Raw genomic sequence first — 19,383 nt, 5'->3', positions numbered from 1 at the left:
TGCTCCCAACCCAGGGCAAAGATTAATTGTCTATAACAATACCACTGGCGGATTCGGGGCAACACTGGACGGGGTTACCGTTCCTAATGGAAAAGTATTGGAGTTTGTATTCAGTAACTCTTACTGGAGATCTACAGATGGAGGAACTGCGGGAGCAGTCCCACAAAATATTGGCGATGTTAAGCCCAGTTTTTCAAATGCTGATCATAACGGATGGGTAAAACTAGATGGAAGACCAGTAGGTAATCTGACCGCAACCCAAAGAGCTGCAGCAAATTCTTTAGGCTTTGCATCATATATTCCTAATGCTACCAACTCTTACTTAGTACAGGATAATGCCAGACTGGGAAGTGTAAACAGCAGCAACAACCGCAAAATTTCAAGAAATCAATTGCCTGATTTCCAGTTGTCAGGATCAACGAGTTCAACGGCTCCGAGTATAAGATATGATATTATCTATAATAATGGTAAGCCATCAGACAACGTAGAATCACGTACATTTTTAGCAGGGAAAATAGGTACTGGCTGGAGACAGCAGGACAATCGTAATACTAATGTACTGGCTCAAGATGCGCACAACCATACATTTACTACTAATAGTGTAAACGGTGGTGTAGCACAGCAGTCCATCAATATACAGCCGCAAAGCTTAAGTGTAAATATGTTTGTTTATTTAGGAAAATAAGTAGCAAATCTTATCAATAAAACATAAACAATTTCAGATTTTTAATTTGGGAAAATAGAAAAAAATAAGGATTTCTTAATGTTGAAAATCTGTAATATAGATTTTTAATGTGATCATTTTCAGGATGTTTAAAATAAGCTATACTTTTGAGTATAGCTTATTTATTCATTACGAATAGTATCTGCAATAAAATACCTTAGCCATTTTTCAGGTAATTGGTATTATGAACGAATAATCTAAAAGATTATAGGGAATATTCATAAGATAAAAATAAAAAACACTTCAATTAATTTATGTTTGATTACAATACAAGTTCTAGAGAAAATCATCAAAATATGCAACATCCTATTTTACGAAAATTAGGTCTTATTGGAGGTCTTTCCTGGCATTCGACGCTTGAATATTATGTTCACCTGAACCAAACAATAAACGATCATTTTAGTAATAATACAAATCCTCCTCTTGTATTAGTAAATCTAAATCAGTATTATATGCATCAATTACAACAATCGGATCATTGGGATGTAATAGCAAAAATGTTGATTGAAACTTGTGATCAGTTGTATAAAGCCGGAGCATCTGCCGCAATGTTTTGTGCAAATACACCCCATAAAGTGTATCATGATGTACAAGCAGATAGCATGATTCCCATACTGCATATCGGAGATGCGATAGGCTTTGGTATTAAAAAGAAAGGACTCCGTAAGGTCGGGCTTATTGGGACAATATTTACCATGGAGGAACCATTTATTGAGAAAATCCTTAAAGAAAAATATGACATTGATATGATAGTGCCTGATAAAAAAGAAGACAGAAAAAAGCTTCACAGGATTATACAGAAAGAACTGTCACTCGGTATTTTTAAACCTGAAACAAAAAAATATATCCTGGATCAAATTGCAATCCTGGAAGCAATGGGAGCTGAAGGTATTATATTGGGGTGTACAGAATTCCCTCTTATTGTAGGACAGAATGATTTGAAAATACAGGTGTTCAATACTACATTATTGCACGCTCAAATGGGAGCGGATTTTATTCTTGGAATTAATTTTTAAATACTTATTTATAGAGTATTAATTGTTTCGTTTTGCATGGTTCATAGAAAAATTACATATCCGGGAGTGAGAGAATATGTGTCCTGATTCTTCTTTACTGCTAATAAAGATTTAATAGTAATATTTTATGAAAATTGAGGCATGAATTATGAGAAGTGTATTTAATTTGTATATTTGGTTTTATTTAGAATAAATAAATATAATTAATACAATTTTATCCATTTAATACACAATTCTTACTAAATACTATGAAAGAACAAAGCAAAAGAATCCTTACTCTTGATGTAATAAAAGGTATAAGTGTTATCGGAATGATCATTATACATACCTTGTTGGTATATGCGAATGTAAAATCACAATATGAAACAATTATCGGCAGTTTTATTGTTTTTCTCGGAAGGGGAACTTCTATTTTTCTGATCTGTATGGGAATCACCTTCATGACTTCCAGCCATCAAAGCCTTATAAGTGCTTTAAAACGGGGCATTTTACTGGTATTTGCGGGTCTGTTTATGAACTTTATGAAGTTTATGATCCCTGTGATTTTTAATTTTGCTCCCGATAATTTTATTCAAAAATACGGATGGCATGCGCCTATAGAGCAGCAGTACGTATATCTGGTAGAGTTGGGAGATATTTTACAGCTTGCGGGGATGTCTCTATTGTTCGTCGGATTTATCAGAGAGTATGTGAAAAATAAGTATATCATGTTGGCTATAGGTTTATTTGTTGCATTAATATCCAGAGAGGTAAGCGGAATTAATCCGGATTATCCTGTGATCAATTATATCCTGGATTTACTTTTCAATACTGATTATCCTGCCTATGTTTATTTCCCTGTTTTTCCATGGATGGCTTTTATCATCATCGGAATGTTTTTCGGGAAATGGTTTCAGGAACTGAACTACGATACCAATCAGCTATTTAAAAATATGCTCTATGTGGGATTATTGTTCATCGTGGTAGGAGCACCGTTGGTTTTTCTATATGGAGATTATCATTACAATGGCTTTTATCATATGGGGCCCGGAGGCGTTGTCTATTTTGCAGGCTGGACTTTACTGCTTTTATGGCTGATTAATATTATTACAGTCAATGTTAAAGAAAATAGCTTTATGCGGATCCTAAAATACTGCAGTAAAAATTTAACTTCAATGTACATGATCCAATGGATACTGATTTCATGGGGAAAAGGTATCTTCGGATACAGACAGCATGAAATTGGATATGTATCCCTACTTATCTTATTATATATTATTCTCACTTTTTTAATGCAAACTTTGGTGGATCTTATAAGAAAGAAAAAGACCCTAATAGACTTCAGTTTAATATCAGGTGATAAAAGAATTTTGAAATAATAATTCAATCTTATCTTTTCAAAAATTATAAAACCAAGGTGAAAGTTTACTGTGGTTGAGTTTTGAAATCTCATTCAGTTTGGCCTCAGTAGTGCCGAGAAGATCAGCAAAATGAGAGACCTGATAATTATTTTTAAAATTATTTCTTACGCTTTCAAGAAACTTTAAAAATAAAGCATTGGGTTTCCAGATCTCATTACCATGGGCAATTTTACTGCGGTTGATTTCTACCAGGAGCAGTTTAACCAGAGAATGTGTAGAGATCAGATACTGATAAGGCTGTTCCTGGATTTCTTTTTCAATAGTATTCAATGTTTCAGAGAAAAATTCAGGATGTTGTACAGTGATCATTTCATTCATCCCAAAATGACAAAAGAGGCCATTGTGGAAGATAAGTTCAGTATCACTGTCACTTTTACAGAAAAAATCCAGCGTAAATTCCAGTGCTGTAAGTTCTCATTCAACAGATTTTAGCTGATGGAACTGTCCTGAAGTAATGGTTACAACCGGACCGGTTTCATAATAAAAATATTTTTATAATCAGAATTTCTGCATTTTCATGTTGACGCCAGAATAAAATGTATCTGATGATCCGTCCTGGTTCAGAATATACTGTCTGGTTAGAGTGTTTTCTTATATCAATTATTTAGGGAAATTGGAACTTAGGGCTTACTAAATTACAAAATGTTTAAATAAATTGACTTATCCTTTTAATTAATACTCGGGATTAATGATTAACAAAGGTTTTCTTATTGAGAACCCTTCAACAGGCTCACGGTGGCAAGTCGAATACCAACCCGAATTTTTGAGCGTTGTCAGGCTGAGCCTGTCGAAGCTATTATGACTAAAAAGGGATAAATTAATAAAATATGAAGTTATATTGATAGGAAAAATATCTAAATTCGTGTAAGTTTTAAACAAAAAAATCAGAATGAAATACTCAAAAATTATTATCATTGTAACCCTGTTATTGTTTAAGTTGGGCGCAGCACAGGAAAAAGCAGATGTTGTATTAAATAAGGCTTTTAAAGAAGCTAAAGCTGGAAATAAAAATGTTTTGCTTGTTTTCCATGCTTCCTGGTGCAAATGGTGTAAGACAATGGAAAAGAATATGGATCTTCCGGAAACCAAGCCCGTTTTTAATAAAAGATTTGTCACAGCCTATGTAGACGTTCAGGAAAGAGGAGATAAGAAAAGCCTTGAAAATCCTGGTGGACAAGAGCTGATGAATAAATATAAAGGCGGAAATGCAGGACTTCCTTTCTGGGTAATTCTAAACCCAAAGGGAGAAGTGTTGACAGACTCTTTTGATGATAAAGGAGAAAATCTGGGATCACCAGCCACACCAGAAGAAGTAAATACTTTTATTGCCAAACTGGGGAAAGCCTCAAAACTGAGTACTGAAGAATCACTGGCCATAGAGAAAGTATTTGTGAAAAAATAAAAACTTTTCATTTATTATAAAACCAATCCCCGGAAATATTAAGTTTCGGGGATTGGTTTTTTGAATCATCATACATGACAATCATTCTTTATACGTATATTCAATATTGGTCCATAAAACCTGATCTCCTGTTTTGATCATTTCAGAAGGAGTGGTAAAAATATTTCCAAAAATATTTTCGTATTGAGTTGTCCCAAAATGAGCGCTTTTAGTAATGAATAGTGCGTCATGGTCATTTCGGGGTACTTTTTTAACGTATCTGTATGTTCTTTTTAAAGTGAACAAGGAGGTATTTTTATTGAAATCACCAATATAAGATGGTTTATTATTGTTATTTTCTTTGATTAATACGGAGTCATTTACGATGGTAAAACTATAGGTGAAATCTGTAGTTGAGGTTTCTGATAATAATTTTATCGTTTTGTTTTTAAGATCAAGGGTTATTTTTTCCCAGGCAGGTTCCTGGTACATACTCCAGTAATTGTTGAGATAAGATTCGTCCGGTGTAGATTTTTCTCCGTTTGATCCTTTGTACAGCACTGTATTTTTTACAGTATAGCTTTTAAATTGAAATGAGTAAACTTCTTTATCAACAGGTCTCGGATCATCAATTATATTATCGTTGTTTTCGCACGATATCAATGACAATGCCATCATCAGAGCATAAAAAGAGTATTTCATGGTATATTTTTATAAAAAGAGGTTTCACGCCTACTAGTGAAACGGAATAGATTGAAAATTATAATTTAGCAAAAGTAAAAAATAAAAAGGTGAAAAGGTAAATAAACACTTACCTTTTCGCCCTTTAGCTTAATTTATTTTCCAAAATACATCTGATCCTGCTTCTGCTGTTCATTATAAATGATCTGGAAGCTGACAGGCATATATTGGTAAAGAAGTTTCCAATGTTGGATCTTTGCATGTTTTTTGAAACTTTCGAAAGATCTTACAAACAGGTTTTCAATCATGGTTCTTACATAAGAATTCCCGTTTCTGTAGATCCAGTCCATCAGTTTGATGTGATGGGCAATGATATTGATCTTTGATTCCTGCAGCAGGTGCTTCAGATAATTCACGGTAGCCTGCATGATTCCGGCGAAATTGTCCTGTACAGACAACTGGGTGATCTCATGGCGAAGTGGCGGATAGAAAAATTTTAAGTATTCAACAGCTATTTTTTGATTAATAGTTTGCATTTGTACTTTCATCATAATTAAGAATTTTTCAAACACTTTATATTGCAGCTAAATGTATACCAAAATTTAAAGACAGGCTGCAAAAATAAATACTCCTACGATCACGGCGATGTGAGTAAGCAATATCTCTGTATTGTGTCTGTTAGTCGTGGTTTTCCAGGTTTTCCAATCTGAAATTCGTCTTATTTTGTTTTTCATAATCTATTGATTGTGAGTTGTTTTGGTTTTTGTTTAATTTAAACGCTTTGTAATGAAACGGATGAACAATGTAACAAAACCTTTATATGCCGTGGCTGTAAATTTGTCTTGAATACACCTTCTGAAGGTTGTCAGAAATATGACTAAAAATCACTTTTCTGTATTCTTCACTGCAGGAAGCGGTACAATTGTCCAGAGAATAGATAAAAGTGGTCTCAATAGCATTTTTTAATATCGTATCTCCGTCCGTGTATATTTTGTCCATTTTCTGTAAACTTCTGAACAGCAGATTTCTGTCATTCTGGCGGATCATATTTTTAATACGTTCCGTGAAAGTCCGTATGATGCTGTATGAGTTTTGAATTTTAATTTCTTTTATTTCCCTTTCAAAGTCGGGAACCACATCGGTGATTTCCTTTACGGCTTGTAAATAGTTCATCGTATTATATGTTAATGGTGATAGTATTCGAGCATTTTGATGAAGGCACCAAAAATAAAAATGGTTAAAAAAGCGAAAAAGAGCATATGATAAGGTTTCAGCCATTTTGGAGTTGCCGGGCCTCTGCTTTTTAATCTTCTGAGCTTGTCGATTCTGTTTAAAGTTTTTAAGTCCATTTTTCTATGTTTTCAAATCATGATGCCAATGGTATTCCGTTAGAAATATATCTTGTTTAAATTATTGATATTTAAATCATTATGATTTTGTTGCTGAGTTTTTAAAACAAAAAAGCATGTCAAAATGATAAGGGTCTTATCAATTTGGAAATGAAAGACAGAAACTTATGCTATCTGCCATCACAAATGAACGACGGAGAATTCCTTTCCCTCAAAGATCAAATAATTTGGTTTTTTGTCATTCTGACGAAGAAAGAATCTTATTGAAATTCAATTTTATGAAATTCTTCACTACATTTCATTTCATTCAGAATGGCAGAGGGTGGTAACAATAATGCAGTACAAAATGACATTTTTTAGTTTTCGCAGTAAGGATAAGAATGAATATCTTTGCAGTCCAAATATTCAGAAAAATGTTTTCAAAAATAATAGTACACAGAGTCGGAAATAAGATCAACGGAGATTCGCTGACACTTTCCCAGGAGGAATTGAAGCTGGAAGAAGGAATGGCAGAAATGCTTGAAGACTACTTTTTAGGTTCTTTTAAATCGGAAGAAACTTTTCATTTTTACAGTGATACTTATCTGGTGAATAATCCGGTTTACAGCGCGGTATCTGAGATTTTTGATGATAAATCCAAGTTTATCTGGGAATCTGAGAATATTGCCAAACACCTTTTTGAAGCGGCAGAAAATCCAAGAGTTCAGAGTGGAGAACTTTTTATTGTTCTTTTTGAAGATGAAAGTGACCGTCCTGACAGGGTGGATAAAATCGGGATCTTTAAAACAGAGAAGAGAGAATCTTTCCTGAAAATAAATCCTGCAGAAGAAACATTTGATATTGAAAAAGACCAGGGAATCGGGTTATCTAAAATTGATAAAGCGGCTTTGATCTACAACAACAATAAAGAAACAGGATATGTACTTTCCGTAGTAGACAACAACAAAAACGGAGATATGTATTACTGGTTCGAAGATTTCCTGAAAGTAAAGCAGCGTGATGATGAATATTTCCACACGCAGGAAGCTCTGATGGTGTATAAAGATTATATCACAAAACAGCTTCCCCAGGAATTTGAAGTTTCCAAAGCAGATCAGGCAGATTTCCTGAATAAGTCTATCAATTTTTTCAAGGAAAAAGAAGAGTTTAAGCTGGATGAATTTGCCAATGAAGTATTGGGAGATGAGCATGTGATTGAAAGTTTCGTGAACTTTAAAACAGACTACGAGCAGGATATGCAGGTGAATATCGCTGAAGAATTCCCGATTAGCGAAGCAGCGGTAAAAAAGACGCAGAGACACTTTAAAAGTATCATTAAACTGGATAAAAACTTTCACATCTACATCCACGGAGACAGACAAAAAATCGAAATGGGTGAAGATGACAAAGGAAAATATTACAGACTTTATTTCGAAAAAGAGGTATAAAAAGAAATTTACGTTCCATAATAATATCATAACTTTATTACTATGTTGTAACCAGGAATAAAGTTATGATCATTTCATGGAAGCATAACATGTGTTAGTCTATGTCATATGAAAACAAAAATTGTCGATTTAACGAAACCTATTCAGTACAATGCTGGAGACCCATGGTTCATGAGGGTGAAAATCAAACATAAAGCCCATAGAAAATCACATTGGTTGATTCGTCTGGCGTTGAGGCTTCCGTCAAGGCTTTTTCCTAAAAACTGGACAGGCTGGGCAGATGACACCATCAAAAATATGGGACTTCATGCTACAACACATATTGATGCTCCCTGGCATTATGGCCCTGTAGTGGAAGGAAAGCCTGCTAAAACGATAGACCAGATTCCGCTGGAGTGGTGCTATGGAGACGGAATTGTGATCGACTGTACACATAAAGAAGATTTTGTGGCCATCACCGTAGATGATCTGAAAAAAGATCTCGACAAAAATGGAATCATCATACAGGAAGGAAATATCGTACTGATCAGAACTGATCGTGATAAAATGATGGGCACTCCTGATTTTGTAGAAAAAGGAACAGGAATGAGCAAAGAAGCTACAGAATGGCTGATTGATCAGGGCGTAAAAGTAATGGGAATTGACCAGTGGGGCTGGGATCTTCCTCTAAAATATATGGCTCAGAAAGCTAAAGAACTTAATGATCCGGAATTCTTCTGGGAAGGCCATCGTGTAGGCATTGAAAAAGAATATTTACACATCGAACAGCTTACGAACCTAAGTGCATTACCTCCATCCGGATTTAAAATCTGTGTTTTTCCATTGAAGATTGTTGGTGGTTCTGCTGCTCCGGCGAGAGTAGTCGCGATGATGGATGCATAGAAAGAATTTTTTCACCTCTAAAAAATAAAAAAGGCGGATTTGATTAATTTCAAATCCGCCTTTTTGTCTGTTACTATTGTGTTTCCAGCTTAATTTTTCTTCCTTAAAAATAAGGCTCTGTTATACTCAAAATTCATTCTGGCAATATTCAGTACAGAAATTCCTTGTGGACATTCCACTTCACAGGCTTCCGTATTGGAGCAGTGCCCGAATAATTCCGTATCCATTTGGGCAACCATATCCAAAACTCTCTTGCTTCGTTCTTCTTTCCCTTGAGGAAGGAGTGCCATATGGGTGATTTTTGCAGAAGTGAATAAAGCAGCACTTCCGTTTTTACAGGTGGCAACACATGCTCCACACCCGATACACGCAGCAGAATCAAAAGCTTCCTCAGCCGTCTGGTGAGTTACCGGAATGGAAGTAGCATCAGGTGCCTGACCTGTATTCACCGATACAAAACCTCCTGAAGATATAATTCTGTCAAAAGCAGAACGGTCTACTTTTAAATCTTTTTTCACCGGAAAAGCTTCAGAACGGAAAGGCTCTATCAGAATGGTTTCCCCATCCTTAAAAGACCGTAAATGAAGCTGGCAGGTAGTTGTATTTTTCAATGGACCATGGGCAATGCCGTTAATCATCATCCCACATTGTCCGCAGATTCCTTCACGGCAGTCGTGATCAAATTCTACAGGCTCATCTCCTTCAATGATCAGTTTTTCATTTAAGGTATCCAGCATTTCTAAGAAAGACATGTGAGAATTCAATCCTTTCAGGTCATAACCTACCAGTTTTCCTTCACTTTTTCTGTCTTTCTGTCTCCATATCTTAAGATGTAAATCCATAATTTTCTGTTTTTTATTTGTAACTTCTTACCGTTGGCTGAATCTCTTCAAAGATCAGAGGTTCTTTAATCAGTTCAGGTTCTCCATGTTCACCTTTCCATGCCCAGGCAGAAATAAATTGATATTCCGCATCATTTCTCATGGCTTCTCCGTCCGGAGTCTGGAACTCTTCCCGGAAATGTGCTCCGCAGGATTCGTTACGGGTTAATGCATCATAGCACATCAGTTCTCCTATTTCGAAATAATCGGCAACACGGCCTGCTTTTTCCAGTTCGGTATTCATTTGATCTCCCTGTCCGGAAACTCTTACGTCTTTGTAGAATTCCTGTTTCAGTTTTCGGATTTCCTGAATGGCGTATTTCAGGCCTTCTTCATTTCTGGCCAGTCCGCAATAGTCATACAGGAGTTTTCCTAATGTTTTGTGGAAGTAATCAACAGTTTTAGTTCCTTTGATATTGATAAAATCATTGATCTGGTTTTTAACTGCTTTTTCAGCCTGTTCAAATTCAGGAGTATCCGGTGAAATTTTCCCGGTGTGAATTTCATCAGCCAGATAATTGGCAATCGTATAAGGAGCAATGAAATATCCGTCTACAGAAGCTTGGAGAAGGGAATTCGCTCCCAGTCTGTTGGCTCCGTGGTCGGCAAAATTAGCCTCACCTAAAGCAAACAATCCCGGTACGGTAGTCATCAGTTCATAATCTACCCAAAGTCCGCCCATGGAGAAGTGGGCAGAAGGGGAGATCATCATGGGTTCTTTATACGCATCATATCCTGTTATTTTAAGATACATATCGAATAAGTTTCCATATTTTTCCTTGATCTTATCTTTTCCCTGTTCCTGAATTGCTTTTGAAAAATCAAGGTATACTGCATTTTTCAAAGGTCCGATACCGAAGCCGGCATCGATTCTTTCCTTGGCTGCACGGGACGAGATATCCCTTGGAGCAAGGTTTCCGAAAGCCGGATATCTTCTTTCAAGATAATAATCCCTTTCATTTTCAGGAATATCATTGGGAGGTCTGTTTTCTCCTTCTTTTAACGGAACCCAGATTCGGCCGTCATTACGTAATGATTCAGACATTAAGGTGAGTTTAGACTGATAATCTCCGGATTGAGGAAGCGAAGTAGGGTGTACCTGAATCCAGCTTGGAGAAGCCATTAATGCTCCTTTTTTATGGGCTCTCCATATGGCAGAGCCGTTACATCCCATGGCAAGGGTAGACAGGTAGTAGATTTTTCCGTAACCTCCGGTTGCTAATATTACAGCATGGGCTGCATGTCTTTCAATGTCTCCTGTGTCTAAATTCCTTACGATAATTCCTCTGGCTTTACCGTCAACAGTAACCAGATCCAGCATTTCATGTCTTGAAAACAATTGTACAGAACCTTTTCCAACCTGTCTCATCAAAGCCTGATAAGCACCCAGAAGAAGCTGTTGTCCCGTTTGTCCTCTCGCATAAAAAGTACGGCTTACCTGAACTCCTCCGAAGGAACGGTTGTTCAGATATCCGCCATATTCCCGGCCGAAAGGTACGCCCTGGGCCACTGCCTGATCGATAAGGTTCAGAGAACATTCTGCCATTCTGTATACATTGGCTTCACGGGCTCTGAAATCTCCTCCTTTTAAAGTGTCTACAAACATTCTGTAGACACTATCGCCATCGTTTTTATAGTTTTTGGCAGCATTTACACCTCCCTGTGCTGCCACGGAGTGCGCTCTTCTCGGGCTGTCCTGAAAACAGAATGATTTCACATTATAGCCCATTTCTCCCAGAGAAGCTGCAATTGAGCTTCCCGCCAGTCCTGTTCCAACAACAATAACATCCAGCTTTTTACGGTTGGCAGGATTAACGAGTCTTGCTTTCTTTTTATAATTTTCCCATTTATGTTCCAATGGGCCTTGTGGTATTTTTGAATCTAAAATCATGATCGTTCCTTTTAATGATAAGTAAAGAATACATACACCGGCATCAACGCAAAACCTACACAGATAATGATTGAATAAGCAATTCCGATAGTTTTGAACCATTGTACGAACTTAGGATGATATAATCCCAGAGTTCTTACAGCACTGTGTATTCCATGAATCAGGTGATAACACAAAGCGATCATTGATAAAACATAAATGATAACGTACCACCATTCTTTAAAGACATTCACTACCAGGATGTAGAGATCTTTATTTCCGTTCTCATCCAAAGGAGGATTTCCGAATTTGTAGATATACCAGAAGTTCTGGAAATGGATCACCAGGAAAATCAGAATGAATGTTCCGAGAATTCCCATATTCCGGGAAGCCCATTTGCTGGCTCTTCCGCGTCTGTCAGACTGATAACTGCCACCGGATTTTTTATTTTTTAAAGTAATGATCAGTCCGTCTACAGCATGCAGAATAATACTGGTATACAAAACGTAAGAAACTATTTTGATGACTATATTTCCTGATAAAAAATGCGAATACGCATTAAACTGCAGGTGCGCCTGCTCTTGCGGAAGGAAAAGCTGAAGATTTCCAAGGAAATGAATCAACAGGAAGAATCCCAAAAAGAGTCCGGTAAGGCACATCAGCATTTTTCTTGACAGTGTTGATAACATATTTTTGATTTAATGATTAATAATATCCTAAGACTTTCATCCACAATCCTCCTACAACCATATAAATGATCAATAGAACGATTCCTATTTCAAGACCTCTGAGCCACCAGACCTTCAGATCTACATATCCGCTTCCGAAGAATACCGGAGCAGGACCGTGGCCGTAATGAGTCAATACCCCGTAAATTGAACCCATGAAACCAAGCATCATCGCCAATAACATAGGAGGAATTCCCAAAGAAACGCCTACACCCAGCAAGGCTGCATACATAGCGGCTACGTGAGCGGTAGCACTTGCAAAAATATAGTGACTGAAAAAATAGACTGCAATAATAACCGGAAAGGCTACCTGCCAGCTCAATCCTCCGATCTGTACTTTGATCAGGTTACTGAACCAGCCAATGAAACCCAGTTCATTTAAAGAACTTGCCATCATTACCAATACGGCAAACCAAACGATAGTATCCCATGCTCCTTTTTCACTTTTTACATCTTCCCAGGTTAATACTGAGGTTAACAATAATAAGGTTAATCCGATGAACGCTGTTGTGGTAGCATCAATGGAAAGTGCTCCACCAAATATCCAAAGGACTAATAAGATAAAGAATGCCAGCAGCATCAGCCATTCGTTTCTGGAAATAGGTCCCATTTCTTTTAATTTCTCAGCCGCCATTTTCGGTGCATCTCCTGTTTTTTTCAATTCAGGCGGATACAATTTGTACAATACCAAAGGAACTACAAAGAAAGCTACCGCACCGGGAATGAAACCTGCTGCTGCCCATGACATCCATGTAATATCAATACCAAGGTTAGCCGCAAACTTCTGGCACATCGGGTTACTCGCTGTCCCGGTAAGGAACATGGAAGAAGCGATGAGGTTCATATAATAGCTGTTTAAAGTCAGGAATGATCCTAATTTTCTATGGGTTTCCGGCTTTTCCGGAACAGAATCAAAGCTTATCGCCATAGATTTCATGATAGGATAAATAATCCCGCCACCTCTTGCTGTGTTACTCGGAATGGCAGGTGCCAGACAAACATCAGCAAGTCCTAATCCGTAAGCCAGTCCCAACGAGCTTTTCCCAAAAACTCTGATGAATAAAAATGCGATGCGGTTTCCCAGTCCGGTTTTGATAAACCCTCTGGCAATAAAGAATGAGATCCCGATCAGCCAGATTACTTTATCTCCAAAACCAGACAGTGCTTTGGTAATGGATTTTCCTGCATCTCCCGGTGCAACCACCTGTGTGAGGGCTGTAAAACCAATGGCCATCATACACATAGTTCCCATTGGAGCTGCTTTAAGGATGATTCCTAAAATGGTTGCCGCAAAGATGGCAAACAGATGCCAGGCATTCTCTGCAACACCTTCCGGAGCAGGAATGAACCATATGATTAACGCAACAACAAATGTGATCGCTACGTTTTTGATATTAATTTCTTTCATGATACTACTATTTAATCATTTAAAATCTACTTTGTACCTGGACAATGAATAGATTGTTATTGTATTGTGATGTGTTTTCTACCTGATGTTTGTAGCGATCAAACTGTACTCCCAGCTGAATTCTTGCGCCGTAATTTTTCAGGAACTCCAATCCGAACATCGGAGTAATCGTTTGTCTTGGGTTAGAAGCCATTCTGAAATTGGTATCAAGATATTCGTAGCGGCAGGATAATTCGAAGGCACTAAGATTTTTATGGTTGATCTCATATCTTATGTTCGGAAGAAAATAAGCGCCACGGATCAGATATTGGTCTGGGTTATCAGGTCTTAATTCAGGTGCAATAGAATTATACAGAACGTGGTTGGTTGCCTGTTTGGCTTCCAGCTGCATGTCAAGACTCCATTTAGGATCAAAATGGATCAGTGAACTCAGGTCTACGCCCAAGGCATATACTTTTTTGCTGAAAACTTCTCCGATACCGCCATTCAAACCTACATTGAAGTTGTATTTTTTCGATAATCCGAAAACAAGGCGGGTAGAATACTGCTTTCCGTTGTCATTATCATTGACCTGATTTTTTCCATTTCCATTTACTACCGAAACAGCATATTGGAAAGGAATTTCTCCTAGTTGAAGCTGTCCTGTAGCAGACATTCCGATCTGGAAACTTGTCCATCCCAGTTTTCCAAATTCGGTATACTGATTAGACCAGTCTAAAGATTTAATAATATCAATAGGATAAGTCTCTTCAATACCAAACCAGGGCCTGAACTGTCCTACGGTAATTGCTAATTTAGGATTGAAAGTGTACTTCAGATAAGCGTTTTCAAGAACTCTGCTTTTGGGGTCATTTTTAAAATCTGCAAGGTTGGCCAGAACAACAACTTCTGTACGTTTGCTGATCTGTGCCCGAACCTGAACTCTCATGTACTTGAGCATGAAATTATTATCAGTTCCGGAACCATCAGTGTGGTGAAGTCCGTTTACATCAACATCTTTACTCATCCCTACAAGATAACGCGCCTGAAAAAGGCCTTTGATCTGCAGCTGCGGATATTTTACATTATCTTTTTCCTGTGGAGGAGGTGTAGTTTTCAGAGAATCCTGACTTTGTGCATAAGCGGATAATCCGCAGGCCAGCATGCACAGGATCAGGCTTTTCTTTTTAATCGAAAAAAAGGCCATATCTATTTTGTTTTTTTATTGTGAATTTTATTGTGCCACAACTGCTTGCTTGCCTCGTCAATATTTGATTTTCAGAATATTGTTTAATTGTAACGTGGATTGCTCAGGATATTATCTGCTAAGCACGAGCATTTTTTGTGGTAAAATATCTATTTTAATCCTAGGAATGTAAACGGTGCAGACTCTTTAAACTCCGCATTGGATTTTCCGTTATAGGTGCGGTTGTTGCTAAGATCCAGCTTCATCACTTTTCCTTTAGGGCTTAGATCAAAATCTTTAAGATCTACCCAAAACGTGTTGGGAGTGAAAACCGTTTCAAAATAATACACCAGATTTTTCTGATCCGAAACAGAACGCCATCTTGTAGAGGAAATATTAGGTTCTGTAGCAGACGTAATCCCGTAAGGAACAGAACAGTTTCTGATTACACTGAAAACACTGGCTACTGCTGTGCGGGTGTCTGCAGTCTGAGGAATCGCATTGATATAATATGACGCTCTTACGAAACGGTCTGCTGCTCGATTGGTTCCCGGAAGCATTACCGTTCCCGGAATACCTTTCCAGTAATTATTAAGAGCTAACTGTTCTTCAAATACAGGAGAGTTGGTCATTACCGTATAAGATGGATCATGATGAATAACCAGTTTTCCGTCAATATATTCAAATACAGCATTGTCACCTGAAGCGTCAGAAATGGAAAGATGGACGGTTGTAAATCTTTCTGTTCCCGGAATATAATCACTCACAATAACGAAAGGTTCTTTGCGTGAAAATTCTACGGCTTCTTTTACTGTCGCGAAATTATCAAGATAATATTGTGCCCATAATGAAATGGCTACTCCCTTTTTGCTTCCTTTTCCATCGAACTTTGGGTATTGAGATTCTCCTAACCAAAGCAGGTTGGCAACCAGCCCTTTTTCGTTCATCCCATCTGCTGAAGCAATGTCCCATGAAGAACTGATAAGACTTCCATATTTGGCGGTCCATTTTACAGATTTGGGGCCTACCTGTCCGTTGCGGTCAATTCCTTTGGGTAACACCCATAAGTTGGCGGGAATCTCATCACGCCAGTCCATAGAACGGGCTGTGATAACAGTGTTTTGAGGTCCTTTGTAAACGACTCTTGTACAGGCTTCGGATGGATTCCATAATCCTGTAAAGAGGATCAGAGAAAATAAAATTAATGGGAACTTTTTCATAATAGTATTATTTGAATTTAAATTTTGTGTTGAATTTATTGTGAATAATTCAATGGATTCTTGTTGTATTCATTATTTGGTGATATAAATTTAGCGAAAATTGTCTAAATAAAACAATTAATAAGGTTAATAATATGTAATCCATGTTATGAATCATGGTTAAAGATGAAAAGGTTTGATTATTGGATCTTTTTTTGTATATTTAAAAGAAATGACATAAAAAATGGGTATAAATAAAGAATATCTTAATAAGTTTTTATGTTTTTTTTGATGGGGGGATTTCCCGTAAATGCTTGTCGGAAGGGTATCTGATTTTAGATACCACAAAGTAAAAAGGTGTTCAAAAAAAAACTATATTTGATAGACAGACTGAAAAGATATATGAATTTTATAGAATGCCATGAAGAACCTATCCATATTCCGGGTTCTATACAGAGTTTTGGTTATTTAATTGGCATTGATGCACAATCCCACATCATTACTTTTTTTAGCAGGAATATTGCGGATCTATTTAAAATCGGGAGTTCAGAAGAACTGTTCGGAAGAACGCTTAATGACTTTCCTGAAAGTTTTAAAAACATTATTGATTCAGAAATCTATACTTCACTGGACAAGTTTACCAAACGTAAGAATGAAACGTATTTCGATAAAATTTTTATAAATGATAAAGAGTATCATTTTTCTGTTTTCAGAAGTGAGCTTTATATCTTTCTGGAGTTTGAAGAGGTGATCATTAATCCCAATAAACGAATTTCCAATAAGTATGATAACTTTTACATCATTGACAATGAAAAGGAACTCTGGAATCATCTTCTGGAAACCCTTTCAAAGGTGGTAAACTATGATCGTATGATGGTCTATAAATTTATAATGGACGGCTCCGGTAAAGTGATTGCCGAAAGAAAAAATGAGGATATGGAAAGTTTCCTTGGGCTGCATTATCCTGAGTCTGATATTCCGAAACAGGCACGTGATCTTTATTTAAAGAAAAGAAAAAGAATTTTCAGCAATGTATATGCGGATAATGTTCCTGTTGTAAGCAGAATCCCAGACAGTATTGATCTTACTTTTTCAGCATCCAGAGGGATGTCACCAGTTCATGCGCAGTATCTGAAGAATTCCGGCGTAGCTTCAAGTTTTAGCGTTTCCATTATTATTGATGATCATCTTTGGGGATTGGTAACCTGCCAGAATGTAGCACCTAAGCATATAGATCTTGAAGACAGGGTACAAGCCGGAATTTTTACTACGCTTGCTGCTAATGCCTATTCATCTTTTAAATCTAAAAACGAACTGAATTACCGTTTGGAGCTGAATGATAAAATATCTCAGTTGAAAACAGAGTTTTTAAAACATCATAACCTGTTTGATTCTCTTATTGAATGTAAAAAGGAGATCAGAAAGTTACCTGAAGCAGACGGGCTTGCCATTGTTTCGGATGAAAATATAATAACAGACGGCAATACTCCTGATCTGAGAAGTATCGGAAGAATTGCACAATGGGCTCTTGGTAATACCCAGGATCATATCTATATGAGCAGAAATTTTCTTAAAGATTATGATAAAGAACTTGAGCTGACTGAAAATACAGCAGGAATTGCCATCTATTTTATTGAAAGGGATAAAAATGAAATGCTGATCTGGTTCAGAAAAGAGTTTGATGAACATATCAACTGGGCAGGAAATCCGGAGAAAAAAGTAAGTGTATTTTCTCAGAATGGAGAAGAAAGGCAAATGATATCACCGAGAACTTCATTCCGTATTTTTACAGAAAATATTAAAGGCCATTCTAAAAGATGGAATTCCAGAAGTGTTGATGCAGTAAAGGCAGTAAGAGATTTGATTTTGGAAACTTCCCATAAAAATTATAATGCTATTAAAAGACTTAATGATGAGCTTAAAAAAGTGAATGAGGAACTTGACAGTTTTTCCTATACAATCTCTCATGACCTGGGAACTCCTCTCACTGTAATGAAACTGAATGCACAAATGCTTCTGGGAAATCTTGCAGGTGATTCTGAAAAAAGTAAAACCAAGATCAATTCAATTATTGAGGAAATCGATAATATGGCAGAAATGATGCATGATGTACTCCAGCTCAGCCGCGCCAAACACAGTGAAATCCAGCTTGAAAGTCTGAAAACAGCCCATACGATTGAGAAAATTTCCGAAAATGCAAAGATAACCTATGGCAGTCCCAACAGTGAAATTATCATTAAAGAATGCCCTGATGTATTGGCTGATAAAACCATGCTTCATCAGGTATTTTTGAATATCATCAACAATGCTGTGAAATATTCTTCCCATAAAGATCTTCCAAAAGTGGAAATTGAAGGAGCTGAGGATGGGCAGACCATTATTTACAGGATCTCAGACAACGGTATTGGTATTCCTGCGGAGGAAAAACATAAGATGTTCAAAATCTTTAACAGGATGGATAATGCCAAGAAATTCAAAGGAAACGGAGTAGGTTTGTCTATTGTACACCGCATCATGAGAAGATTGGGAGGAAATGTAGATTTTGAAAGCAACAGTGAAGGCACTTCCTTTATTTTAACGTTCAAAAAGCCTTATATTTGAGAAACTTTTAAAACGTTATGTATGGTATCAGAATATCTTAAACAGAATACAGCAGGTTATCACGATGCGGCAGAAAAACTTTTTAATTCTGAAAAGATTTTCAACAAAACCTTCACTTTAGAAGATTATAAAAAAATCATTCATACCAATTACCTAATGCTTCTTCACAGCGAAGATAAAATATTCGGCAGCCTTTCTGATAAGTATGCAGAAAAACTTCAGCTTGATGAAAGAAAGAAGCTTTCCCTTATTGAAAAAGACCTGAAAAGTCTCTCTCTCGAAAATCAGGAAGTTTCTCATCCTCTTGAATTCAATAACGAGCATGAAGCACTTGGAGCGATGTATGTGATTGAAGGATCTACCCTTGGAGGAAATGTAATTGCAAAACAGCTTTCTAAAACGGAGGGTTTTGATGAGGTTACTTTCAACTTTTTCGGATGCTATCAGGAGAATACAGGGCCAATGTGGAAAAATTTTAAGGAAGTTCTGGATACGGAAGTTGCTGAAGAAAACTATAATGATGTGCTTTCAGGGGCGAAAAAACTCTATACGTTTTTACTGAGCGTCAACTAATTTATTTTAGTTCTAATTAAATTCCTGAAAAATTGCGCATTTTTTCAGGAATTGTTAAATTTGGAGAGTTTCAAATTTAAACTTAACTAACAAAAAAT

The 19,383-nt window shown here is 36.9% G+C and carries 19 protein-coding genes and 1 pseudogene; 8 read left to right on the top strand and 12 right to left on the bottom strand.

Annotated features, from left to right (window positions below):
- From C8D70_RS20745 to C8D70_RS06800, 3 genes and pseudogenes are all read left to right on the top strand, one after another.
- Nucleotides 1–685, top strand: a pseudogene (locus tag C8D70_RS20745) (hypothetical protein); the annotation flags it as partial.
- Nucleotides 686–978: 293 nt separating this feature from the next.
- Nucleotides 979–1,740: an aspartate/glutamate racemase family protein gene (locus tag C8D70_RS06805; RefSeq protein WP_110366821.1), complete on the top strand. Its 762-nt coding sequence runs from the start codon at nucleotides 979–981 to the stop codon at nucleotides 1,738–1,740.
- 248 nt (nucleotides 1,741–1,988) lie between these two features.
- A complete protein-coding gene (locus C8D70_RS06800; RefSeq protein WP_110366820.1) occupies nucleotides 1,989–3,098 on the top strand; it encodes a heparan-alpha-glucosaminide N-acetyltransferase domain-containing protein in 1,110 nt (369 codons plus the stop codon).
- 18 nt (nucleotides 3,099–3,116) lie between these two features.
- On the opposite strand, the gene C8D70_RS21020 is transcribed toward C8D70_RS06800, so the two are convergent.
- Nucleotides 3,117–3,449, bottom strand: coding sequence for a hypothetical protein (locus C8D70_RS21020; protein WP_228407992.1), 333 nt, complete (start codon nucleotides 3,447–3,449; stop codon nucleotides 3,117–3,119).
- A 580-nt stretch (nucleotides 3,450–4,029) separates the two neighbouring features.
- Here C8D70_RS21020 and C8D70_RS06790 point away from each other — a divergent pair.
- On the top strand, nucleotides 4,030–4,542 hold the full coding sequence (locus C8D70_RS06790; protein ID WP_110366819.1) for a thioredoxin family protein: 513 nt from the start codon (nucleotides 4,030–4,032) through the stop codon (nucleotides 4,540–4,542).
- Between the two features lie 81 nt (nucleotides 4,543–4,623).
- Here C8D70_RS06790 and C8D70_RS06785 read toward each other — a convergent pair whose 3' ends face one another.
- The 5 genes from C8D70_RS06785 to C8D70_RS06770 form a co-directional block, all read right to left on the bottom strand.
- Complete coding sequence (locus C8D70_RS06785) at nucleotides 4,624–5,223, bottom strand: hypothetical protein (RefSeq protein WP_110366818.1); 600 nt, start codon at nucleotides 5,221–5,223, stop codon at nucleotides 4,624–4,626.
- 134 nt (nucleotides 5,224–5,357) lie between these two features.
- Nucleotides 5,358–5,753: a hypothetical protein gene (locus C8D70_RS06780; RefSeq protein WP_076596531.1), complete on the bottom strand. Its 396-nt coding sequence runs from the start codon at nucleotides 5,751–5,753 to the stop codon at nucleotides 5,358–5,360.
- Between the two features lie 51 nt (nucleotides 5,754–5,804).
- Complete coding sequence (locus C8D70_RS21170; protein WP_262484568.1) at nucleotides 5,805–5,936, bottom strand: hypothetical protein; 132 nt, start codon at nucleotides 5,934–5,936, stop codon at nucleotides 5,805–5,807.
- An 82-nt stretch (nucleotides 5,937–6,018) separates the two neighbouring features.
- On the bottom strand, nucleotides 6,019–6,375 hold the full coding sequence (locus tag C8D70_RS06775; protein WP_110366817.1) for a hypothetical protein: 357 nt from the start codon (nucleotides 6,373–6,375) through the stop codon (nucleotides 6,019–6,021).
- Between the two features lie 11 nt (nucleotides 6,376–6,386).
- The gene (locus tag C8D70_RS06770; RefSeq protein WP_228402575.1) at nucleotides 6,387–6,551 is read right to left on the bottom strand and encodes a hypothetical protein; all 165 of its coding nucleotides are present in this window, start codon (nucleotides 6,549–6,551) and stop codon (nucleotides 6,387–6,389) included.
- A gap of 413 nt (nucleotides 6,552–6,964) precedes the next feature.
- On the opposite strand from C8D70_RS06770, the gene C8D70_RS06765 reads away from it, so the two are divergent.
- Entirely contained in the window at nucleotides 6,965–7,978 is a 1,014-nt protein-coding gene (locus C8D70_RS06765) for a nucleoid-associated protein (RefSeq protein WP_062674158.1), read from the top strand.
- Between the two features lie 108 nt (nucleotides 7,979–8,086).
- The gene (locus tag C8D70_RS06760) at nucleotides 8,087–8,860 is read left to right on the top strand and encodes a cyclase family protein (protein WP_110366816.1); all 774 of its coding nucleotides are present in this window, start codon (nucleotides 8,087–8,089) and stop codon (nucleotides 8,858–8,860) included.
- Nucleotides 8,861–8,949: 89 nt separating this feature from the next.
- Here C8D70_RS06760 and C8D70_RS06755 read toward each other — a convergent pair whose 3' ends face one another.
- From C8D70_RS06755 to C8D70_RS06730, 6 genes are all read right to left on the bottom strand, one after another.
- Complete coding sequence (locus C8D70_RS06755) at nucleotides 8,950–9,702, bottom strand: succinate dehydrogenase/fumarate reductase iron-sulfur subunit (protein WP_110366815.1); 753 nt, start codon at nucleotides 9,700–9,702, stop codon at nucleotides 8,950–8,952.
- 13 nt (nucleotides 9,703–9,715) lie between these two features.
- The gene (locus C8D70_RS06750; protein WP_110366814.1) at nucleotides 9,716–11,632 is read right to left on the bottom strand and encodes a fumarate reductase/succinate dehydrogenase flavoprotein subunit; all 1,917 of its coding nucleotides are present in this window, start codon (nucleotides 11,630–11,632) and stop codon (nucleotides 9,716–9,718) included.
- A gap of 11 nt (nucleotides 11,633–11,643) precedes the next feature.
- Nucleotides 11,644–12,300 carry a succinate dehydrogenase cytochrome b subunit gene (locus C8D70_RS06745; RefSeq protein ID WP_110366813.1) on the bottom strand — a complete coding sequence of 219 codons (657 nt, stop codon included), beginning with the start codon at nucleotides 12,298–12,300 and terminating at the stop codon, nucleotides 11,644–11,646.
- Between the two features lie 16 nt (nucleotides 12,301–12,316).
- Nucleotides 12,317–13,747 carry an anion permease gene (locus C8D70_RS06740; RefSeq protein WP_076596526.1) on the bottom strand — a complete coding sequence of 477 codons (1,431 nt, stop codon included), beginning with the start codon at nucleotides 13,745–13,747 and terminating at the stop codon, nucleotides 12,317–12,319.
- A 19-nt stretch (nucleotides 13,748–13,766) separates the two neighbouring features.
- Nucleotides 13,767–14,933: a porin gene (locus tag C8D70_RS06735; protein WP_110366812.1), complete on the bottom strand. Its 1,167-nt coding sequence runs from the start codon at nucleotides 14,931–14,933 to the stop codon at nucleotides 13,767–13,769.
- 149 nt (nucleotides 14,934–15,082) lie between these two features.
- Nucleotides 15,083–16,132: a linear amide C-N hydrolase gene (locus C8D70_RS06730; protein WP_110366811.1), complete on the bottom strand. Its 1,050-nt coding sequence runs from the start codon at nucleotides 16,130–16,132 to the stop codon at nucleotides 15,083–15,085.
- A 381-nt stretch (nucleotides 16,133–16,513) separates the two neighbouring features.
- Here C8D70_RS06730 and C8D70_RS06725 point away from each other — a divergent pair, with 381 nt between their 5' ends.
- Both C8D70_RS06725 and C8D70_RS06720 read left to right on the top strand, forming a co-directional pair.
- The gene (locus C8D70_RS06725) at nucleotides 16,514–18,712 is read left to right on the top strand and encodes an ATP-binding protein (protein WP_110366810.1); all 2,199 of its coding nucleotides are present in this window, start codon (nucleotides 16,514–16,516) and stop codon (nucleotides 18,710–18,712) included.
- 21 nt (nucleotides 18,713–18,733) lie between these two features.
- Nucleotides 18,734–19,285, top strand: coding sequence for a biliverdin-producing heme oxygenase (locus tag C8D70_RS06720; protein ID WP_110366809.1), 552 nt, complete (start codon nucleotides 18,734–18,736; stop codon nucleotides 19,283–19,285).
- Nucleotides 19,286–19,383 lie beyond the last annotated feature (98 nt).

It is taken from the genome of Chryseobacterium sp. CBTAP 102, assembly GCF_003201365.1.
Taxonomy (GTDB): Bacteria; Bacteroidota; Bacteroidia; order Flavobacteriales; family Weeksellaceae; genus Chryseobacterium; species Chryseobacterium candidae.
Note: the sequence above shows the minus strand (reverse complement) of the source record. Positions and strands in the feature narration are given on the sequence as shown.